Source organism: Bradyrhizobium sp. BWA-3-5 (assembly GCF_032917985.1).
Classification (GTDB): domain Bacteria; phylum Pseudomonadota; class Alphaproteobacteria; order Rhizobiales; family Xanthobacteraceae; genus Bradyrhizobium.
The window spans coordinates 6,750,399-6,769,619 of sequence record NZ_CP136626.1; the positions used below are offsets into that span (position 1 = coordinate 6,750,399).

Genomic DNA, 19,221 nt, shown 5'->3' on the forward strand with positions numbered 1-19,221 from the left:
GGCGCACACGGCGGCATGGAATCTTCCGGTGCGCTAGAGCGCCAGACTGGGCAGATCGAGCCCATTGGCGCGGGCGCAGTCTATCGCAGATTCGTAGCCCGCGTCGGCATGGCGCATCACCCCGCTCGCCGGATCGTTCCACAGCACGCGCTCGAGGCGGCGCGCGGCTGCCTCGGTTCCGTCGGCGACGATCACCATGCCCGCATGCTGCGAATAACCGATGCCGACGCCGCCGCCATGATGCAGCGAGACCCAGGTGGCGCCGCTGGCGCAGTTGAGCAGCGCGTTGAGCAGCGGCCAGTCGGATACGGCGTCCGAGCCATCGCGCATCGCCTCGGTTTCCCGATTCGGACTTGCCACCGAGCCGCTGTCGAGATGATCGCGGCCGATCACGATCGGCGCCTTCAGCTCGCCGCGCGCCACCATTTCGTTGAAGGCCATGCCCAGCCGGTGGCGATCGCCAAGACCAACCCAGCAAATCCGCGCCGGCAATCCCTGGAACTTGATCCGCGCCTTCGCCATGTCGAGCCAGTTGTGAAGATGCTTGTCGTCCGGCATCAGCTCCTTCACCTTGACATCGGTACGGAAAATATCTTCGGGATCGCCTGACAGCGCCGCCCAGCGGAACGGGCCGACGCCGCGGCAGAACAGCGGCCGGATATAGGCGGGGACGAAGCCGGGGAAATCGAACGCATTCTTCAGACCCATGTCCTTTGCCATCTGGCGGATGTTGTTGCCGTAGTCGAGGGTTGGAATGCCCTGGGCGTGGAAATCCAGCATGGCCTGGACATGGCCGACCATCGAGGTCTTGGCCGCGACTTCGACCGCCTTCGGATCGGCCGCACGCCGGGCCTCCCATTCCGCGAGCGACCATCCCTTCGGCAGATAGCCGTTGATCGGATCGTGCGCGCTGGTCTGGTCGGTGACGATGTCGGGCCTGACGCCGCGGCGCACCAGTTCGGGGAAGATATCGGCGGCATTGCCGAGCAGGCCGACGGAAACCGGCGTTTTGCTCTGCGCCGCCTCCGCCATGAGCGCGAGCGCTTCATCGAGCGTCGCCGCCTGCCGGTCGAGATAACCCGTGCGCAGCCGCATCTCGATCCGGCTCGGCTGGCACTCGATTGCCAGCATCGACGCGCCGGCCATCGTCGCGGCGAGCGGCTGCGCGCCGCCCATGCCGCCGAGACCCGCGGTCAGGATCCACTTGCCCGCGAGATTGCCGCCGTAATGACGCCGCCCGACCTCGACAAAGGTTTCGTAGGTCCCCTGCACGATGCCCTGGCTGCCGATGTAGATCCACGATCCGGCCGTCATCTGGCCGAACATCATCAAGCCCTGCCTGTCGAGTTCGTTGAAGTGATCGAGCGTCGCCCAGTGCGGCACGATGTTCGAATTTGCGATCAGCACCCGCGGCGCATCGGCATGGGTGCGGAAAATGCCGACCGGCTTGCCCGACTGAACGACCAGCGTCTGGTCGCCATCGAGCTTGCGCAGCGCGGCGACGATGCGATCAAAACTTTCCCAGTCGCGGGCGGCACGGCCTATACCGCCGTAGACGACGAGTTCGCTCGGCCGCTCTGCAACGTCAGGATCGAGATTGTTCATCAGCATGCGAAGAGGCGCTTCCGTCAGCCAACTTTTGGCGCTGATCTCAGAGCCACGAGGGGCCCGGATCGTGCGTTCGTTGTCCAGTCGGCGGTTCATGACAGATGACCTCTCTCGGCAAGGTTTGGAAACGGGTTATTCGCGAGCACCGATATCGCGGCGGCGGGCAAGGCGGCGGCCTCGACCAGGGCGGCTGCCTTCTTGATATCTTCGGCCATGTAGCGGTCGTTACCCAGCGCTGGCACCTGCTCCCGCAGCACGGCGATGACCGCGGCAAGCGCGGGACTTGTCGTATGCGGAGCGCGCAGGCCGATGCCTTGCGCCGCCACCAACAGCTCAATGCCCAGAATGCTGGCGAGATTATCCGCCATATCGGACAGCCGGCGCGCCGCATGCGCGGCCATCGACACATGATCTTCCTGGTTGGCACTGGTCGGCGTCGAATCGATCGAACAAGCCGCGGCGCGCTGCTTGTTCTCGGCAAACAGCGCGGCAGCCGTCACCTCGGCAATCATGAAGCCGGAATTGATGCCGGGATCAGGCGTGAGGAACGGCGGCAGGCCGAAGTTCAGCGCGGGATCGACCAGTGTCGCGATGCGGCGCTCGCTGATTGCGCCGATCTCGGACAGCGCCAGCGCAATCTGATCGGCAGCGAATGCGACCGGCTCGGCGTGAAAATTTCCGCCCGAGACGATCTCGCGGGTGTCTACCAAGACCAGCGGATTATCGGTGACGGCGTTGGCCTCGATCGTCAACGTGCGGGCCGCCTGCGTCAAAATGTCGAGCGCTGCGCCTGCGACCTGCGGCTGGCAACGCAGGCAATAGGGATCCTGCACACGCTCGTCGCCTTCGAGATGGGACATGCGGATGTCGCTGCCATCCAGCAGCGCCGTCAGGGTGGCGCCGGCGGCGATTTGTCCGGCATGTCCGCGCAACTGCTGAATCTCTGGGCGAAACGGCGCCGTCGAGGCCATTGCCGCATCGACCGATAGCGCGCCCGTCACCAGCGCCGCACAGGCGAGGCCATGGGCGCGGAGCAGGGCGGAAATGGCATAGGCTGTCGAAAACTGCGTACCGTTGATCAGGGCAAGGCCTTCCTTCGGCCCGAGCGTGATCGGCGCGAGATTGGCGGAGGCCAGCGCCTCATGGCCCGGCACGATCTTACCATCGACCAGCGCCTGTCCCTCCCCGATCATGACCGCGGTCATATGCGCCAACGGCGCCAGATCGCCCGATGCCCCGACCGAACCCTGCTGCGGCACCAGCGGATAAACGCGGCGCGCCAGCATCGATTGCAATTGCTCGATGATCTCGCGCCGCACGCCCGAGGCACCGCGCCCAAGCGAGACGATCTTGAGCGCCATCATCAGGCCAACGATCGGCTCGGGCGTGGGCGGCCCTACCCCGCAACAATGCGAGACGATGAGATTTCGTTGCAGCAGCGCCGTTTGATCCGAGGCAATGCGCCGCGACGCCAGTTTTCCAAAGCCCGTGTTGATGCCGTAAGCCGGAACGGCGGAGCGCGCCGCTTCGGCAACGATGACGGACGCCGCCTCGACGCGCGGCCAGAATGACGGATCGAGCGTCACGGACGCACCGGCGAGCACGTGCCGCAGATCGTCGAGGCTGACCCTTCCAGGCGAGACGACGATGGAAGCGCGCCCGTCGTTCATTGGCCTCTCCACACCCGGCGGTGCAGTGGATTGAAACCGATGCGGTAGACGAGCTCGGCGGGCCGCTCGATATCCCAGATCGCAAGATCGCACCACTTGCCGGCCGCGAGCGTGCCGCTCTCGGCGAGAACGCCAAGCGCACGCGCGCCTTCCCGCGTCACGCCGGCGAGGCATTCGGCGACGGTCATCCGGAACAGGGTTGCGCCCATGTTCATGGCCAGCAAAAGCGATGTCAGCGGCGAGCTGCCGGGATTGCAATCGGTCGCCAGCGCCATCTTCACGCCGTGGGCGCGGAACAGTTCGACCGGCGGCTTGATCGTCTCGCGGATGAAATAGAACGCGCCCGGCAGCAGCACCGCGACCGTGCCGGCCCGCGCCATCGCCGCAACGCCGGCCTCGTCCGTATGCTCGAGATGATCGGCGGACAAGGCTGAGAATTCGGCGGCAAGCGCGGCGCCGCCGAGGTTCGATAATTGGTCCGCGTGCAATTTGACCGGCAGTCCAAGCGCCTTCGCCGCACGGAACACCCGCGCCGTCTGCTCGCCGGAGAAGGCGATACCTTCCATGAAGGCGTCGACGGCATCGGCGAGGCCGGCCCGCGCCACCGCTGGCAACATTTCGCGGCAAACCAAATCGATATATCGGTCCTTGTCGCCACCGGCTTCCGGCGGCAGCGCATGCGCGCCAAGGAACGATGTCCGGATGGTGACCGGCCGGTTGTTCGCAAGCGCACGCGCCGCCGAAAGCTGGCGCATCTCTGTTTCAGCGTTGAGCCCATAGCCGGATTTGATCTCCAGCGTCGTCACGCCCTCGCTGATCAGGGCCTCTAACCTTGGCAGTGCGCCGGCGACGAGATCAGATTCACTGGCGGCGCGGGTCGCCGCGACCGTCGAGACGATACCGCCGCCCGCACGCGCGATCTCTTCATAGCTGGCGCCCTGCAGCCTCAGCTCAAACTCGTGTGCGCGGTTTCCGCCAAACACCAGATGGGTGTGGCAATCCACCAGTCCGGGCGTGATCCAGCGTCCTTCGCAATCGATCCGCTCGGCGGCATCGGCATCCGACGGGAAGTCGGACCGGCTGCCTGCGAAAACGATGCGGCCGCCGCGCGCAGCGATCAGGCCGTCCTCGACCTCGCCGAGCCCGGGCAGGCCTTCCCGAACCGTGGCGAGCCGGGCGTTGAGCCAGATTCGATCGAAGCGCTCGGCCATGGATCTCTCCTTAGGCGGCAGGAGCTTGACGTCTCTATATGTCTATACATAAAATCGGCCGCGTGTTCTGTCCAGACGGTTTTGAACCATGTCGACGCTGCATTTCGCATCAGCACTGCTCCCCTCGGGGTGGGCGGATGACGTGCAGGTGGAGGTGACGGATCAGATCATCACCAAGGTTACGGCCGGCGTGGCTCCTGGCCCCCAGGACGAACGTCACGAACTCGCAATCCCCGGGATAACGAGCCTGCACAGCCACGCGTTCCAGCGCGGCATGGCCGGGCTCGCCGAAACGCGCGGCAATTCTGCGGATACGTTCTGGACGTGGCGCGAGACGATGTATCGCTTTGCGCTGGAGATGACGCCGGACGATACCGAAGCGGTCGCGACGCTGCTCTATACCGAGATGCTCGAGCAGGGTTTTACCCGCGTCGGGGAATTCCACTATCTACACCACGATCACGACGGCGCGCCCTACGCCAATCCCGCCGAGATGGCGACGCGCATTGCGCGGTCCGCCGATGTCACTGGTATCGGGCTGACGATGCTGCCGAGTTTCTACGCGCACGGCTCGTTTGGCGGAGCCACTCCGCATGCCGGCCAGCGCCGGTTCATCTGCTCGGTCGACCAGTTTGCCAGGCTGATCGATGCCACGCGGATGGCGATACGCCATCTACCTGGCGCCACTATCGGCATCGCGCCGCACAGCCTGCGCGCGGTGACGCCGGACGAACTGTCAGCCATCCTGCCGCTGGCCGAGGGCGGGCCGGTGCATATCCACGCCGCCGAGCAGGTCAAGGAAGTCGAGGAATGCATCACGTGGTCGGGCCGCCGGCCGGTGGAGTGGCTGCTTGAGCATGCGCCGGTCGATCAGCGATGGTGCCTGATCCATGCGACCCAGACGGTCGCATCAGAAGTCGAAACACTGGCGCGAAGCGGCGCCGTCGCCGGCCTCTGCCCGGTGACCGAAGCGAGCCTCGGCGATGGGATTTTCCCGGCGCGCGAATTCCTTGCAGCCGGCGGCCGGTTCGGCATCGGCACCGACTCCAATGTCCTGGTCGGCGTCGCCGACGAACTGCGTCAACTCGAATATGGCCAGCGTTTGAGACACCGGGAGCGCAATGTTCTGTCGGGCGGTCCCGGCATCTCGACCGGCCGCACGCTGTTCGATGCTGCGCTGGCGGGCGGCGCCCAAGCGCTCGCGCAGCCGATCGTCGGCCTCCAGCCGGGCGCGCGCGCCGATATCGTGACGCTCGACACCACGCATCCCTCGCTCGCCGGGCGGCGCGGCGACGCCGTTCTCGACGGCTGGATGTTTGCAACGGGCTCGGATGCCGTCGCGTGTGTGTGGGCGGGCGGGGATAAAGTCGTCGAGGGCGGATGCCACCGGCTTCGCCAGCAGGCGCGCGAGGCATTCAACAAAGCCGTGCAAAGGCTCGTGACATGAGCCTCTCGATCGATCGCGACAAATTCCAGGCGGCCGACAAGCCGACGCTGTACAAGCAGATCAGGCTCGACATCGAGCGCCGAATCCTGACCGGCGAATGGCCGCCGGGTCACCGCATCCCGTTCGAGCACCAGCTGATGGCGCGCTATGGCTGCTCGCGAATGACGGTGAACAAGGCGCTGTCGGAGCTGGCGCAGGCTGATCTGATCGAGCGGCGCCGGCGCGCCGGCACGTTTGTGCGCCGTCCCCAATTCCTGTCAGCGGTTTTGACGATCCCCGATATCCGCGCCGAGATCACTGCGCTCGGCCGTAGCTATGGCTATCAGTTGATCCGGCGCGCGCGGCGGGCGGCCAACGCCGCCGACCGTGCCCGTCTCGGCATACGGAAAACCGGCAAGGTGATCGCGATCTCATGCCGCCACAGCGCCGATGGCGTGCCATTCGCGATCGAGGATCGACTGATCGATCTCGACGCGGTGCCGGAAGCCGCCACGGCGGATTTCGCGGTCGAGCCGCCAGGCACCTGGCTGCTCCACCATATCCCGTGGACGGAGGCCGAACATTCGATCAGCGCGATTGCGGCCGACGAGCAGACCGCAACGGCCCTTGATATTGCGATCGGCGCCCCCTGCCTCGTGATCGACCGGCACACCTGGCGCAGCGCACGGACGCTGACCGCCGTACGCCTCGTCTATCCCGGCGAATCCCACAAACTCGTGGCCCGCTTCAAGGGCGGTTAGGGAAAGGATAACGATAGGGATGAAGACGGCACAATTTATGCAACGTCGCCTGCAGGTTTGAAAACGACGAACAGCAATCCATGAAACAGCCAAGAGGATATAGCCATGCGTAATCTCAAAATATTTGTCGCAACCGCCGCGCTTCTGGTGTCCGCACCAGCGCTCGCGCAGGATGTGAAGGTCGGCATCGGTATCTCGGGCTGGACCGGATTCGCGCCGCTGACGCTCGCAAGCCAGGCCGGCATCTTCAAGAAGAACGGGCTTGATGTGACCCTCAAGAAGATTCCGCAGAAGGACCGCCACCTCGCCATCGCCTCCGGCGACATCCAGTGCGCGGCGACCACGGTCGAAACCTGGATTTCCTGGAATGCCAACGGCGTTGCGACCAAGCAGATCTTCCAGCTCGACAAGAGCTACGGCGCCGACGGCATGGTGACGCGCAATGACATTGCGGCGATCAAGGATCTGAAGGGCAAGACCGTCGCCGCGTCCGCACCCGGCACGGCGCCTTATTTCACCCTGGCCTGGATGCTCAAGAAGAACGGGCTCTCGGTCAAGGACGTCACGGTCGTGAACCTGGAGCCGGCCGCGGCGGCGCAGGCCTTTGTGTCCGGCCAGAACGATGCAGCCATGACCTACGAGCCTTATCTGTCGACGGTGCGCGCCGCGCCGGACAAGGGCAAGATCATCGCCACCACCCTCGATTATCCGATGATCATGGATACGTTCGGCTGCACGCCGAAGTTCCTGAGCGAAAACCCGAAAGCCGCGAAGGCGCTGGCCGACAGCTATTTCGAGGCCGTCGCCATGATCGAAAAGGATCAGGCCAAATCCTATGAGATCATGGGCGCCGATGTGAAGCAATCCGGCGAGCAGTTCGGCAATTCGGCCAAATATCTGCGCTGGCAGGACAAGGCCGCGAACCAGAAGTTCTTCGCCGGCGAGTGGCAGGCGTTCACCAAGGATGCCGCGGACCTCCTGCTCGAGATCGGCATCATCAAATCGGTTCCGAAGATCGACGATCTCGTCGACACAAACTTCATCAAGTAAGCCTGTCGCCGCCGCGGTAGTCCCGCTTCCCATGAGGCGGCGGGACCTGCCGCAAGCGGCACTTTGAGGAGTTCTCCCTTGATACGTCCCCTCGACCCCGTGACATCGAAGCAGCGCGCCGTCTATGGCTTCGCGTTCTTTGTGCTGTTCGTTGCCTTGTGGGCATGGGCCACCTTCGGCGGGCACGTTTCGAAAACGTTTCTCGCCAATCCGCTGACCATGCTGCAGGAGGGCTGGGAGCTCCTGACCAAGCACGGTTTTCTGTTCGACATCGGCATGACGATCTGGCGGGTTGTCGGCGGCTTCGTGCTGGCGGCGATCATCGCGGTACCGCTGGGGGTTCTGATGGGGGCTTACAAGCCGATCGAAGCCTTCCTGGAGCCGTTCGTCTCGTTCGCGCGTTATCTGCCCGCCTCGGCCTTCATCCCGCTATTGATCCTGTGGGCGGGCATTGGCGAGCTGCAGAAGCTTCTCGTTATCTTTATCGGCTCGGTGTTCCAGATCATCCTGATGATCGCGGTGAGCGTCGGCAGCACGCGGCGCGACCTCGTCGAGGCAGCCTATACGCTCGGCGCCAGCGATCGCGGCATCATCGGTCGCGTGCTGCTGCCCTCCTCCGCCCCTGACATCGCGGAAATCCTTCGGCTCGTGCTCGGTTGGGCGTGGACCTATGTCATCGTCGCCGAACTGATCGGCTCATCGTCGGGCATCGGCCACATGATCACCGACAGCCAGGCGCTGCTCAACACCGGCCAGATCATCTTCGGCATCATCGTCATCGGGCTGATCGGGCTGGTATCGGACTTCCTGTTCAAGGCGTTCAATGCCTGGCTGTTTCCGTGGAAATTAGCATGACGTTGCTGAAGATCGATCAGGTATCCCGCACCTTTCCCGCGCGGCAGGGCCATGCGCCGACGCGGGCCCTGGAGCCGACCAATCTCAGCATCGGCAACAATGATTTCGTCACCATCCTCGGCCCCTCCGGCTGCGGAAAGTCCACGCTGCTGCGCATCATCGCCGGGCTCGATCGCCCGACCAGCGGCCGCGTCATCGTCGATGGGGCCGAGGTGACCGGACCTGGCGCGGATCGCGGCATGGTGTTTCAGTCCTACACGCTATTCCCATGGCTGACCGTGCGTGAAAACATCGCGTTCGGCCTGCGCGAACGGGGCATCTCCGAGACGGAGCGCGGCAAGATTGCCGACGGATTCATCCATCGGGTTGGCCTGAGCGGATTTGAGAATCACTGGCCGAAGCAGCTGTCCGGCGGCATGCAGCAGCGCACGGCCATCGCGCGTGCCCTCGCCAACGATCCAAAAATCCTGTTGCTCGACGAACCGTTCGGCGCACTGGACAATCAAACCCGCGCATTGATGCAGGAAATGCTGCTCGGGATCTGGGAGCGCGACCAGAAGACCGTGCTGTTCGTCACCCACGACATCGAGGAAGCCATCTTCCTCGGCAGCCGAGTCATCGTGATGAGTGCCCGTCCGGGATGCATCAAGGCCGAAATCCCAGTCGATCTGCCGCATCCGCGATCCTATAAGATCAAGACCACGCCCGAATTCGTCAGCTTGAAAGAACGGCTCGTCGAGGAAATCCGCGCCGAGGCATTGAAGGTCGCCGTTCACGGCTGAGGGCCGTGGGGGGGCGATGGTCGCTCACCTTCAGGCTTGTTGAGGAGCAAGGCCGGCTGACGTGCTCCTCGCCTGATAATGCTTCAGGGCGAGGCGCATGTCGTCAGGCAACGCGATCGACTTGTGATTCACCAGCGACGTCGTCACGGTCACGAAAGTGGCGCGCACGCATTCGATGCCATCCTTGAACGCGTGGACTGTGAGCGTCACCGAGGCGCGCCCGATCCCGCGCACGATCAGCGCAACGTCGAGAACATCCCCCATGCTGCTGGGCTTGGCGAAATCCGCCGAGACATGCGCGTAACCAAGGCCGGTCCGCCGCGTCCTGACCAGTTCGTAATACGGAAGTCCCAGCGCCTCGCCGTACCAATCCTCGATGACGCCGTTGAACAGGTTGAGATATTCCGGCGTGTACACGATTCCGGCCGGATCGCACGAGCCGAAGCGCACCGGCAAGCGCGTGCGCCAGATCGAGCTCGGGAGATCGGATAGCGTCAGAGGCTCAAAGCGGGCCATGCACAAGACTCATCCTGGTTTAGACCTAAAGCGGGTTAATGGCGCAGCTTGTAGCCAGCGGCATCGCGGTCCCAGATGTCAGAGGTCTTTCCGGCCTCGCGCAGCGCGACCTTTTTGATCTTGCCGTTCTCGGTCAGCGGCATTTCAGTGACGATCCGGACATAGCGCGGCACCGCGAAATGAGCCATCTTTCCCTCGCAATGCCCAATGATCTCGATCGCGCCGAGCGCATGGCCGGCTTCGAGCTGCACGGCGGCGGCCACCTCATCCTCGCCGAGTTCCGACGGCAGCGGATAGACCGCGCAGGCGGCAATGGCCGGATGCTGCAGGAGCACCTGCTCCACCTCCCAGGATGAAACGTTCTCGCCGCGCCGCCGGATCGAATCCTTCATCCGGTCGACAAAGCGATAGTGGCCATCAGCATCGCGCACGACAAGGTCGCCGGTGTGAAACCACTGGTTTCGCCAGGCTTCAGTGGTCTTGTCAGGCATCTCGAAATAGCCGGTCGAAAATGCGAGCGGCTCGCGCGCTCGCAGCAGGAGCTCGCCGGCCTCACCATCAGGAAGAGGCCCGTCGTCGAGCCCGACGATGCGTGCCTCCATGCCCTCGACCAGATGGCCCATGGTGCCGGGACGTTCGGACGGGATCGTGCTGGCGAACACGAAATTCGTTTCAGTCGAGCCGTAGCCGTCCAGCAGCGGCACACCGAAGCGTTCGAGAAACGGGCCATGAAACTGACCGGGGACGCCGCCGCCGAGCGCGACCCGCATGAAATGCGCGGTGTCATCGGCGGATTTTGGCTGCCCCAGCAGCATCACAGCCATCGCGCCAAGGAGATAGCCGATCGTCGCCTGATGCCGGCGCGCCGCCGCCCAGTAGCCGGAGGCGGAGAATTTCGGCTCGAGCACGTAGGTACAGCCGTTCAGCAGCGCCTGATAGAACGCGTTCAGCGCGTTGGTGTGAAATAGCGGGAGCGTCGTGAACAGCACATCGCCTTCGACGATTCCAAGCGCGCGCGCCGAATAGATACCCCACCAGAACATCTGCGCCTGCGGACAGCACACCCCCTTCGAAGGACCCGTGGTGCCGGATGTATAGAGGATCGCGACCGTGTCGTCCGGCTGCACCGGCACGGGATCGGCTTTCTCTCCGAGTGCAGGCAGCGGCAAGATCGACACCTGCGCCATCGCTGGCGCGGCGCCCTCGCCGATGGTCCACACGATGTCCGGCAGCGCGAAGTCGCGTTCCAGTGTTTCGATCGCCGGAATGAAGCCCTGTTCGATCACCAGCAGTTTCGGCGTCGAGTTGCGCAGGATGTGGCTGAGCTGAATGCCGCGCAGCGCCGTATTGATCGGCACGGTCACGGCGCCCATCCAGGCGCAACCGAGATAGATTTCCAGAAATTCCGGCCGGTTCGAGCACATCAGGGCGACGCGGTCGCCGGTGCGAATTCCCGCCTGCATCAAGCGGGCGGCCGAAGCGGCGGCAATGGAGGCCGTCTCGTCGTAGCTCCAGCATGTCTCGCCGAAGACGAACAGCGTGCGGTCGCGGTACTGCGCGGCTTGGCGCGTCAGGATGTTGGGAAGCGTTCGCTCCGCCGGCGCGAAGCGCTCGATCGCCTGCGCCCAGACCGGCTGGCGGGGCCGCTGCATCGACGTCCTGCCCTGATCTGCCCGCACGCGCACCTCCGCCGCTTCGCCGGGCCGGCTTGCATAGTTGGCTATTGGCCCGCAAGATAGTTTAGGCTTAAAGTATTTCACGAAAGCTGCCGCCGCAGCAAGAGCTGCGTGAGGTTCCGGCCGATCGCCTGCGGCGGGAGGCATCAACAGGAGCTGTGTCCGCAATGAACGACATTCCCTATCGTTCGCCGTCCGATGCCTTTGCGGCCACCGCCGAACGACGGCCGGATGCGCCGTTCCTGCTCGCCCCTGCCAGTGCCCAGCTTGCTTACGCGCCGGAGGGATTCACCATTGCCTACGGGGCGTTCAAGGCCGAAGTCGACCGGCTTCGCGGCGAATACGCGGCCGCGGGCTACGGACGCGGCGCGCGGGTGGCCCTGCTACTGGAAAACCGCCCGGTCTTCTTCCTGCATTGGCTGGCGCTCAATGCGCTCGGCGTTTCGATCGTTCCGATCAACCCCGACGTCCGCCCCGACGAATTGTCGTTTCAGCTCGAGCTGTCGCAGGCCGACCTATTGGTGGCGACGGCCGATCGCATGCATGTGACCAGGGATGCCGTGCTGGGGCGCGTCCGCCTGATCGATACCGATAGCTGCATCCCGCCATGCCAGACCAAAGTTGTCGCGCAAAGCCCCGAGTTCAACGATGAATGCGCGCTGCTGTTCACGTCGGGCAGTACCGGCAAGCCAAAGGGCTGCATGCTCTCGAACCGGTATTTCCTTGGGGTCGCCGACTGGTACCTCGCGCAAGGCGGCGTCGCCGAATTGCGGACGGACCGCGAGATCAACCTGACACCGCTGCCGATGTTTCACATGAACGCGCTCGGCTGCAGCGCGGTCGGCATGATGGTGCTCGGCGGCGCCGTGGTTCCGCTGGACCGCTTCCACGCCAACCGCTGGTGGCAGTGCGTGGCCGATAGCGGCGCCACCGTCGTGCATTGCCTCGGCGTCATTCCCGCCATTCTGCTCCAACTGCCTGTCACGGAAGTCGAGCGACAGCATCGCGTGCGCTTCGCCTTTGCGCCCGGCGTCGACGTCCGCCACCGCGCCACCTTCGAGGAGCGCTACCGCATCCCGATCGTCGAGGCCTGGGCGATGACCGAGACCGGCGGCGCGGCGGCCACGACCACCGCGCGCGAGCCGGCGGGTTTCGGCGCGCGCTGCGTCGGCCGGCCATCTGATGGAATGGAATATCGCCTCGTCGACGATCAGGGCGCCGATGTCGCGGTTGGAAAACCCGGCGAATTGCTGGTCCGCGCCAAAGGTAACGACAAGCGCGCCGGATTCTTCAGCGGCTATTTGAAGGACGAGGAAGCCACCGAAGCGGCGTGGCAGGACGGCTGGTTCCACACCGGCGATCTCGTTTTCGCCGACGAAGACGGGCTGCTTTATTTCTTCGACCGCAAGAAGACTATCGTTCGCCGCAGCGGCGAGAATATCGGTGTGCTCGAGGTCGAAAGCGCGCTTTACATGGATACGCGGATCGGCGGCTGCGCCGTGACGCCCGTGCCGGACGAGATCCGCGGCGAAGAGGTATTCGCCTTCATCGTGCCGAACAAGGAGGTCGAAGACGCCGCCGTGCTCGCGGCCTCGATCGTCAAGATCTGCGCCGAACGCCTCGCCTATCACAAGGTGCCCGGCTATATCGCCATCGTCGACGAGCTGCCGCTGTCTTCAACGCGCAAGCTCGCGCGCGGCGAGATCAAGACGCTCGCAGCCGCTTCCGTCGCCGACAAACGCGCGATCGACATGCGTGCGCTGAAGGCCAAGCTGCGTCACGGCTGAGCGGCGGCTGCCATTTCAGGGCAGCAGCTTGTATTTGCCGTTTTCGATCTGGACCAAAATACGGGCGCGGCTGTCGACGCCATGACGATCGGCCGGCGTATAGGAGTAGATGCCGTGCGTGCCGACGACTTCCTTGGTCGTGAACAGGGCTTCGCGCAGCGCGGTCCGGAACGCCGGCGTTCCCGGCGCCGCGCCCGATGCCTTGGCGCGCTTGGCGGCGTCTGTGAATACCAGCCAGCCATCGAAGGCGTAGGGCGAGAACGCGTCGGCCGGCGGCTCGCCATTGGCCTTCTCATAGGCGGCGCGAAACGCCAGCGCGACCTTGCGGATCGGATTGTCCTCGGGAAGTTGCTCGGCTGCGGTCACCGGTCCGGTCGGGCAGATGATGCCCTCGGCGGATTTGCCGGCGAGCCGCAGGAAATCTGCGCTGATCATGCCGTGATTGCCGTAGAGCGGGCCCTTGTAACCGCGCTCGGCCAGCGCGATCACCGGCAGCGCGCCTGGCGTTCCGGTCCCGCCCAGCATGATCGCATCGGGACGCGCGGAGATCGCGCGCAGCACCTGCGCGGTCACCGAATTGTCGGAACGCGCATAGCGTTCGTTGGCGATCACCTTGATGCCGGCAGGGTCGGCGCTTTGCAGCAGCGAGTTGTACATCAGGTCCCCAAAAGCGTCGGAGAAGCCGATGAACGCCACCGTCTTCACGTTGCGGCTCTTCATGTGATCGACGATGCCCTGCACGAGCAGCGGCGTCGGCTGCGGCGTCTGCACCACCCACGGCCCGCCCTCGCCGGCCGCAACCGGTGCGATCGGCGAGACCGCCACCATCGGGACCTTCATCTCGATCGCTGCGGTCGCCATCGCCAGCGTCTGCGGCGCGCCCGATGTGCCGATCAGGAAGTCGACCTTCTCCTGTTCGACCAGCTTGCGTGCGTTGCGCGTCGAGGCCGCCGGGTCGGAACCGTCATCGAGCTGGATGACGCGGATTTTCTCGCCATCGATTTCGCCGACATAGGCCTGGCCCGCCGCCAGACCCTTGGCGTTCGGCACGCCGATCGAGGACACCGGCCCACTCAGGCCGGTGACGAAACCGACGAGGATTTCGCCATGCGCCGGCGCCATCACGCCGAGCAGGAGCGCGGCGCTAATCAACAGAGTCTTTTTCTTTTTCATGACGCCCCTCAATGTAAGCGAAACAAGCTAAGCCACCGGCACCAGCGCAAGCACGCGCAGCGGACTGCCGGAGCCGTTCTGGATTTTGAGCGGCGCGGCCACGATCACCGCGCCGGTCGGCGGCAGCTGATCGAGGTTGCACAGGCACTGCAGGCCGTAGCGGCCGCCACCGTGCAGGAAATGATGCGCCGGATAGGGCGGATCGAGATGGCCCGCCTGGCCGGCATCGGTCCCGATCGTCTCTGTGCCGAAGCCGATCACGCCGCGTTCCTCGACCAGCCAGCGCATCACGGCGGCGTTCGGCCCCGGTGTGTGCGCGCCGTCGTCCTTCAAATTGGCATAGTCGCGCCAGCCCTTTTTCGACCAGTCGGTGCGCAGCAGCACCCAGTGACGTTCTGGAATCCGGCCGTGGCGACTTTCCCATTCCTCGACAACCGGGATCGTCAACAGGAAATCCGGGTCCTGCGCCGCCTGGGCCGAGCAATCGATCACGCAGGCTGGCGCGATCATGTCGCGCGCAGGGAGCGTATCGACGGCATTGTTCGGCAGGTCCTTGCCGGTGAACCAGTGGATCGGCGCGTCGAAATGCGTGCCAGTGTGCTCGCCGAAGGTCAGGTTGTTCCAGTACCAGGCGGGGCCGGATGCGTCGTAACGCGAAATCTGCTGGATACGCACCGGCGCAGCCTGGCCAAATTCCGGCGGCAGCACGATGACCGGAAAGTCCGGGCTCAGCGTGAATGTCAGATCGACGACGCGTACGGCGCCGGATGCAACTGCGCCGGCAAACTGCATGAGACTGTTGCTGTCCATTGCGCTTCTCCTGCTTCCAACAAGCCGCTACGCCCCGAGCTCGCGCTCGACCGCCTTGGGATTGGCCGCCAGGCGCTGGCGAATATCTTCGGCGACATCGCCCACGAACACATCTTCGAGTCCGCGCTTCAGCGCCGACACGATCGACGATGCCACGACGCGCGGCGCGACCTTCGGCGGCGGCACCGTCTGGAACCACTCGATATCGAGCGGACCGGTGAACACGTTCACCACCTTGACGCCGCCCGGCCGCAGTTCCGCGCGCAGGGAGTGCGACAATGAAAGGCAGGCGGCCTGCGAGGCCGAATAGGCGCCGAACGCCGGCCAGTTCGCCAGCGCATAGACCGACAGGATATTCACCCAGGCCGCGGCGCTGCTGACGCCATCAGAACCCCGCATCCGCATTGCCGGGCTGAACGCCTGCGCCAGATGCACAAAACCGAGATAGCTCTGGTCGATCTCGTCGCGCACGATGCTGGTGCCTTGACGATCGAGCAGCCCACCGGCGCGGACATGCTCGGTGGTGTTGACGAGAATGTCGACCTTGCCGCCGATATCCGCCGCAAGGTCAGCGACGGATTTTTCGTCGCCGATATCGAGCGGCACGATCTCGACGCCCTCGATCGCCCGCAACGCCTCCTCGCCGCGGAACGGCTTCCAGGGCTCGGCGACGCCGACGAACACGATCGATGCACCGGCCGCCTTCAGCGCGGCCACGGTTTCCTGGCCGACGATGCTGCGTCCGTTCGTCACCAGCACCCGCCGGAACTTTGGATCGGCCGTCATCTCGCGCCACTGCCTGTCGTCCGTCATGTTGGAGGTCTCCCGTTCGGGATGGGCGAAGGCAACGGCCTGCCCGCTCTTGTCCAGTTGAAACGACATCACGACCGGCCGGCCTTCCTCGCAGTCGGCATGCAGATGCGTCACCAGTTTCGGCCCGCACTCCATGGCGACCAGGCCGACGCGCCATGGCGCGCGCTCGCGGAAGTGCACATCAGCCGGAATATGCAGCGTGGTTTCGCTGAGCAGGATGCCGCGCCGCGGTGCGTCCGCGAAGACAAGATCGGCGGAAAGGCACGCAGGGCATGCATCGCGTGCCGGATAGCAGAAGGCCGCACAGGCGCCGCAGCGCTGCAGCATGAAGCGGCCTTCGGCCGCGGCCCGCGTAAACCCGTGCGCGGCGCGGCTGCGCGCCCGCGGCGGCGACGTCGGCAGCCGCGTCCGCTGTAGTGGATTCTTCCGGCGCGGCTTGACGATCGGCTCTATCATGCGCCTGGTCCCGCAAGGATCGCCGCGCCCGACGCGAGGCCGCGATCATAATTGATCATTCCGAACCCCGATGCCAACCCGATGCGGGCATCCCTCACCTGCGTCGGCCCGGCCTGCCCAAGCACCTGGCGCAGCGCCTCGACCACGCCGAGATAGGCGCCGCCCGCCCCCGCCTGCCCGACCGAGAGCTGGCCGCCGGAGGTGTTATGCGGAAAGGAGCCGTCGATGGTCAGATCGTGCTGGCGGACGAAATCAGGTCCTTCGCCCTTGCGGCAGAAGCCGAGGTCCTCGAACTGCATCATCGAGATCACGGGATAATCATCATAGGTCTCGACGAAATCGAGGTCGTCCGGCTTGACGCCGGCCATCGCGTAGAGCTCGTCGACATCCATAGCCCACCCGCCCCGCACCTGAACGGGATCGTCGCCGAACGCATTGTGCCGCTCGATCGTGGCGAGAATTTTGGCCGCCGGCAAATTCAGCGATGCGGCGACATCCTCGCCCATCACCAAGAATGCCTCGGCGCCGGCGCACGGCATCACGCAGTCGAACAGATGCATCGGGTCGGCGATCGGCCGCGCCGACATGTATTGCTCGATCGTCAGCGGCGTCTTCATCAGGGCATGCGGATTGCGCAGCGCGTTGCTGCGCTGGGCCACCGCGATCTTGCCAAAATCCTCGCGCTTTGCTCCGAACGTCCGCATATAGTTGCGCGCGATCAGCGCAAAGCTCGCATTGGCACCGCCGGCGCCATAGGGATAGACGGCGTCCTGGTTGAAGCGCGAGAAATTCTCGAGCGTGTAGCGGAAGGAATCGACATGGTTGGTGTCGCCGGCGACGCACGCGACGATACGGGCATCGCCAGCCTGCACCGCCCGCGCGGCGCGGCGGAGCGCCGCTATCGCGCTCGCGCCGCCGAGCGGAATGGTGTCGAGCCACCGCACGCACAGGCCGAAATGCTGGGTGAGGCCGATGCCGCTATCGAGCCCCGCCGTGAAGCTGGAAACACAGAAGCCGTCGATATCGCGCGGCGTGATCCCCCCGCCATCGACCAGCGCCTTCAGCGCGCGGCCGATCCACCATTGCGCGCTCTCGATCGAGTAGCGCACATAGGGGATCGTCACCGGAACCGCCATCACGACCCGATCATATGGTGTTCGGATGGAGCGCTGCATCGGACCGCCGGATTCCTGTCTGCCGCCCTAGAGTACGGTCAGTTTAACGTCGATATTGCCGCGCGTCGCGTTGGAATAGGGGCAGCGTTCATGGGCGCCGGCAACGACTTCCTCGGCCACGGATCTTTCCACGCCGGGCAGCTGCACCCTGAGTTCGACGGTGAGCGCATAGCCGACCGCGACAGGCCCCATGCCGACCTTCGCGGTGACGGTCGGCTCCGCCGACGGCATGATCTTGCGCGTGCGCGCGACGAGCTTCACCGCGCCGAGAAAGCATGCGGCATAGCCCGCGGCAAAAAGCTGCTCGGGATTGGTTCCGGGCCCGCCCGGGCCGCCCAGCGATTTCGGCAGCGACAGCGACACCGACAAAATTCCGTCATCGCTCGCAGCCTTGCCGTCGCGCCCGCCGGTTGCGGTCACTTCGGCTTCGTACAGAATTTTTTCCGGCTGCAGCATGTTTGTCCTCAAGAACGGTTGGTCTTGTCTCGCGCCACCAGCGCGCGGAAATCCTGGCGGGCGCGATCATTGGCCAGTGCGAAGCTCGGTCCCCGGCTCGGCTCAATGCCGTTGAGCTGCCGCAGCTGCACCCACATCTCGGCGCTCTTCAGCGCCACCGCCGCACAATTCACCACCGGCGCATGACCGACCTTGAAGCCGTGCTCGCTGGCGGTGAGGAGACCGGGCAGCACCCCGGCCGGAATGACGACATCGGCGCCGCGATCGAGCAGCGGCTGGGCGCAGGCCGCGAAGTCGCTCAGCATCCGCGCTTTCGCTGTTGCATCGCCCGCGAACGCAGCGCTGAAATCCTCCGGACGGCAGCCCATGCCGGTGACATGCACGATGCGGCCGGACAATCCATAGCGGTCGGCCTGCTCGTAGTGCCAGACCTCGAAAGCTGAATCGAGCGTAACGAGGCCAAGGCGCCGGCCGAGCTGCGAGGCCGCGAGCAGCGTGGCCTCACCGGCACCAACGACAGGGATCGTCAGCGCCGAACGCAATTCGTATAGCCCCGGATCCTGGAAGTGGCCCATGACATAGGCGTCGAAGCCGTTCTCCTGCGCCGCGAGCCCGTTGTCGATCGCGAGAACTGCGCAGCGCAATTCGCTGAGGCGGCCGAAATCGCGGTCGGCAGGCGAGATGCCTTCAACGTGTACGCTGGTGCCGGGCGCCGCGATCTCGTTCAGATAGGCGGCAAGCCGCGCCATATAGGGCGCGCTGGTGGCCTGGTCGACGAAGCTCTGCCAGAAGATGCGCACAGCGGATATCCCGTTCACTGCCGGCGCATGCCGATCATCCGAACCTCGCGGTGAAGGCCGATGACACGCAGGCGACGGTCGTTGTGAGGCGCCTCGCGGGGTAGCGCCATTCCATCGACCGAAATATTTCAAGCACAAAATAATTTTCGCGTCAATTGAACGGCACGTCGGCATCGCTGCGCACGACGAAATCGCT

The 19,221-nt window shown here is 64.9% G+C and carries 17 protein-coding genes; 6 read left to right on the forward strand and 11 right to left on the reverse strand.

Features of this window, described 5'->3' with window-relative positions; translation table 11 throughout:
- Window positions 1-33 precede the first annotated feature (33 nt).
- The 3 genes from hutU to hutI are packed head-to-tail and all read right to left on the reverse strand — an operon-like array spanning window position 34 to window position 4,489.
- The gene (gene hutU, locus RX331_RS32425; RefSeq protein WP_317253653.1) at window positions 34-1,704 is read right to left on the reverse strand and encodes a urocanate hydratase; all 1,671 of its coding nucleotides are present in this window, start codon (window positions 1,702-1,704) and stop codon (window positions 34-36) included.
- Entirely contained in the window at window positions 1,701-3,278 is a 1,578-nt protein-coding gene (hutH, locus tag RX331_RS32430; protein ID WP_317253654.1) for a histidine ammonia-lyase, read from the reverse strand. Before hutH ends, hutU begins: the two co-directional genes overlap by 4 nt.
- Window positions 3,275-4,489, reverse strand: coding sequence for an imidazolonepropionase (gene hutI, locus RX331_RS32435; protein WP_317253655.1), 1,215 nt, complete (start codon window positions 4,487-4,489; stop codon window positions 3,275-3,277). Before hutI ends, hutH begins: the two co-directional genes overlap by 4 nt.
- A gap of 88 nt (window positions 4,490-4,577) precedes the next feature.
- Here hutI and RX331_RS32440 point away from each other — a divergent pair, with 88 nt between their 5' ends.
- The 5 genes from RX331_RS32440 (at window position 4,578) to RX331_RS32460 (ending at window position 9,363) form a co-directional block, all read left to right on the forward strand.
- Window positions 4,578-5,936, forward strand: coding sequence for a formimidoylglutamate deiminase (locus tag RX331_RS32440; RefSeq protein WP_317253656.1), 1,359 nt, complete (start codon window positions 4,578-4,580; stop codon window positions 5,934-5,936).
- Window positions 5,933-6,676: a histidine utilization repressor gene (hutC, locus tag RX331_RS32445; RefSeq protein ID WP_317253657.1), complete on the forward strand. Its 744-nt coding sequence runs from the start codon at window positions 5,933-5,935 to the stop codon at window positions 6,674-6,676. Before RX331_RS32440 ends, hutC begins: the two co-directional genes overlap by 4 nt.
- A 105-nt stretch (window positions 6,677-6,781) precedes the next feature.
- A complete protein-coding gene (locus tag RX331_RS32450; protein WP_317253658.1) occupies window positions 6,782-7,726 on the forward strand; it encodes an ABC transporter substrate-binding protein in 945 nt (314 codons plus the stop codon).
- Between the two features lie 81 nt (window positions 7,727-7,807).
- On the forward strand, window positions 7,808-8,581 hold the full coding sequence (locus tag RX331_RS32455; RefSeq protein WP_317258290.1) for an ABC transporter permease: 774 nt from the start codon (window positions 7,808-7,810) through the stop codon (window positions 8,579-8,581).
- The gene (locus tag RX331_RS32460) at window positions 8,578-9,363 is read left to right on the forward strand and encodes an ABC transporter ATP-binding protein (RefSeq protein ID WP_317253659.1); all 786 of its coding nucleotides are present in this window, start codon (window positions 8,578-8,580) and stop codon (window positions 9,361-9,363) included. Before RX331_RS32455 ends, RX331_RS32460 begins: the two co-directional genes overlap by 4 nt.
- Before the next feature lie 30 nt (window positions 9,364-9,393).
- Here RX331_RS32460 and RX331_RS32465 read toward each other — a convergent pair whose 3' ends face one another.
- The gene (locus RX331_RS32465; RefSeq protein ID WP_317253660.1) at window positions 9,394-9,879 is read right to left on the reverse strand and encodes a thioesterase family protein; all 486 of its coding nucleotides are present in this window, start codon (window positions 9,877-9,879) and stop codon (window positions 9,394-9,396) included.
- Between the two features lie 35 nt (window positions 9,880-9,914).
- Window positions 9,915-11,558, reverse strand: coding sequence for an ATP-dependent acyl-CoA ligase (locus RX331_RS32470; protein WP_317253661.1), 1,644 nt, complete (start codon window positions 11,556-11,558; stop codon window positions 9,915-9,917).
- 164 nt (window positions 11,559-11,722) lie between these two features.
- On the opposite strand from RX331_RS32470, the gene RX331_RS32475 reads away from it, so the two are divergent.
- Window positions 11,723-13,342, forward strand: coding sequence for an AMP-binding protein (locus tag RX331_RS32475; protein WP_317253662.1), 1,620 nt, complete (start codon window positions 11,723-11,725; stop codon window positions 13,340-13,342).
- A gap of 15 nt (window positions 13,343-13,357) precedes the next feature.
- Here the strand turns inward: RX331_RS32475 and RX331_RS32480 are convergent, their stop codons facing one another.
- From RX331_RS32480 to RX331_RS32505, 6 genes are read right to left on the reverse strand one after another with little or no spacing between them, the layout of a single operon-like run.
- Window positions 13,358-14,515: an ABC transporter substrate-binding protein gene (locus tag RX331_RS32480; protein ID WP_317253663.1), complete on the reverse strand. Its 1,158-nt coding sequence runs from the start codon at window positions 14,513-14,515 to the stop codon at window positions 13,358-13,360.
- A 27-nt stretch (window positions 14,516-14,542) separates the two neighbouring features.
- Window positions 14,543-15,325, reverse strand: a complete 783-nt coding sequence (locus RX331_RS32485; protein WP_317253664.1) for a cyclase family protein — start codon at window positions 15,323-15,325, stop codon at window positions 14,543-14,545.
- Between the two features lie 27 nt (window positions 15,326-15,352).
- Window positions 15,353-16,594: an SDR family NAD(P)-dependent oxidoreductase gene (locus RX331_RS32490; protein WP_317253665.1), complete on the reverse strand. Its 1,242-nt coding sequence runs from the start codon at window positions 16,592-16,594 to the stop codon at window positions 15,353-15,355.
- Window positions 16,591-17,769 (reverse strand): thiolase family protein, encoded by a 1,179-nt coding sequence (locus RX331_RS32495; protein WP_317253666.1) that lies wholly within the window; start codon window positions 17,767-17,769, stop codon window positions 16,591-16,593. Before RX331_RS32495 ends, RX331_RS32490 begins: the two co-directional genes overlap by 4 nt.
- A 27-nt stretch (window positions 17,770-17,796) precedes the next feature.
- Window positions 17,797-18,225 (reverse strand): organic hydroperoxide resistance protein, encoded by a 429-nt coding sequence (locus tag RX331_RS32500; protein ID WP_317253667.1) that lies wholly within the window; start codon window positions 18,223-18,225, stop codon window positions 17,797-17,799.
- A gap of 8 nt (window positions 18,226-18,233) precedes the next feature.
- Complete coding sequence (locus RX331_RS32505; RefSeq protein ID WP_317253668.1) at window positions 18,234-19,025, reverse strand: aspartate/glutamate racemase family protein; 792 nt, start codon at window positions 19,023-19,025, stop codon at window positions 18,234-18,236.
- Window positions 19,026-19,221 lie beyond the last annotated feature (196 nt).

Excerpts from the sequence above, each read along its gene's own strand:
- hutU (WP_317253653.1), bottom strand. The coding sequence starts at position 1,704 with ATGAACCGCCGACTGGACAACGAACGCACGATCCGGGCCCCTCGTGGC.
- RX331_RS32500 (WP_317253667.1), bottom strand. The coding sequence starts at position 18,225 with ATGCTGCAGCCGGAAAAAATTCTGTACGAAGCCGAAGTGACCGCAACC.
- RX331_RS32440 (WP_317253656.1), top strand. The coding sequence starts at position 4,578 with ATGTCGACGCTGCATTTCGCATCAGCACTGCTCCCCTCGGGGTGGGCG.
- RX331_RS32490 (WP_317253665.1), bottom strand. The coding sequence starts at position 16,594 with ATGATAGAGCCGATCGTCAAGCCGCGCCGGAAGAATCCACTACAGCGG.
- RX331_RS32450 (WP_317253658.1), top strand. The coding sequence starts at position 6,782 with ATGCGTAATCTCAAAATATTTGTCGCAACCGCCGCGCTTCTGGTGTCC.
- RX331_RS32475 (WP_317253662.1), top strand. The coding sequence starts at position 11,723 with ATGAACGACATTCCCTATCGTTCGCCGTCCGATGCCTTTGCGGCCACC.
- RX331_RS32495 (WP_317253666.1), bottom strand. The coding sequence starts at position 17,769 with ATGCAGCGCTCCATCCGAACACCATATGATCGGGTCGTGATGGCGGTT.
- RX331_RS32480 (WP_317253663.1), bottom strand. The coding sequence starts at position 14,515 with ATGAAAAAGAAAAAGACTCTGTTGATTAGCGCCGCGCTCCTGCTCGGC.
- hutC (WP_317253657.1), top strand. The coding sequence starts at position 5,933 with ATGAGCCTCTCGATCGATCGCGACAAATTCCAGGCGGCCGACAAGCCG.
- RX331_RS32485 (WP_317253664.1), bottom strand. The coding sequence starts at position 15,325 with ATGGACAGCAACAGTCTCATGCAGTTTGCCGGCGCAGTTGCATCCGGC.
- RX331_RS32460 (WP_317253659.1), top strand. The coding sequence starts at position 8,578 with ATGACGTTGCTGAAGATCGATCAGGTATCCCGCACCTTTCCCGCGCGG.
- RX331_RS32465 (WP_317253660.1), bottom strand. The coding sequence starts at position 9,879 with ATGGCCCGCTTTGAGCCTCTGACGCTATCCGATCTCCCGAGCTCGATC.
- hutI (WP_317253655.1), bottom strand. The coding sequence starts at position 4,489 with ATGGCCGAGCGCTTCGATCGAATCTGGCTCAACGCCCGGCTCGCCACG.
- hutH (WP_317253654.1), bottom strand. The coding sequence starts at position 3,278 with ATGAACGACGGGCGCGCTTCCATCGTCGTCTCGCCTGGAAGGGTCAGC.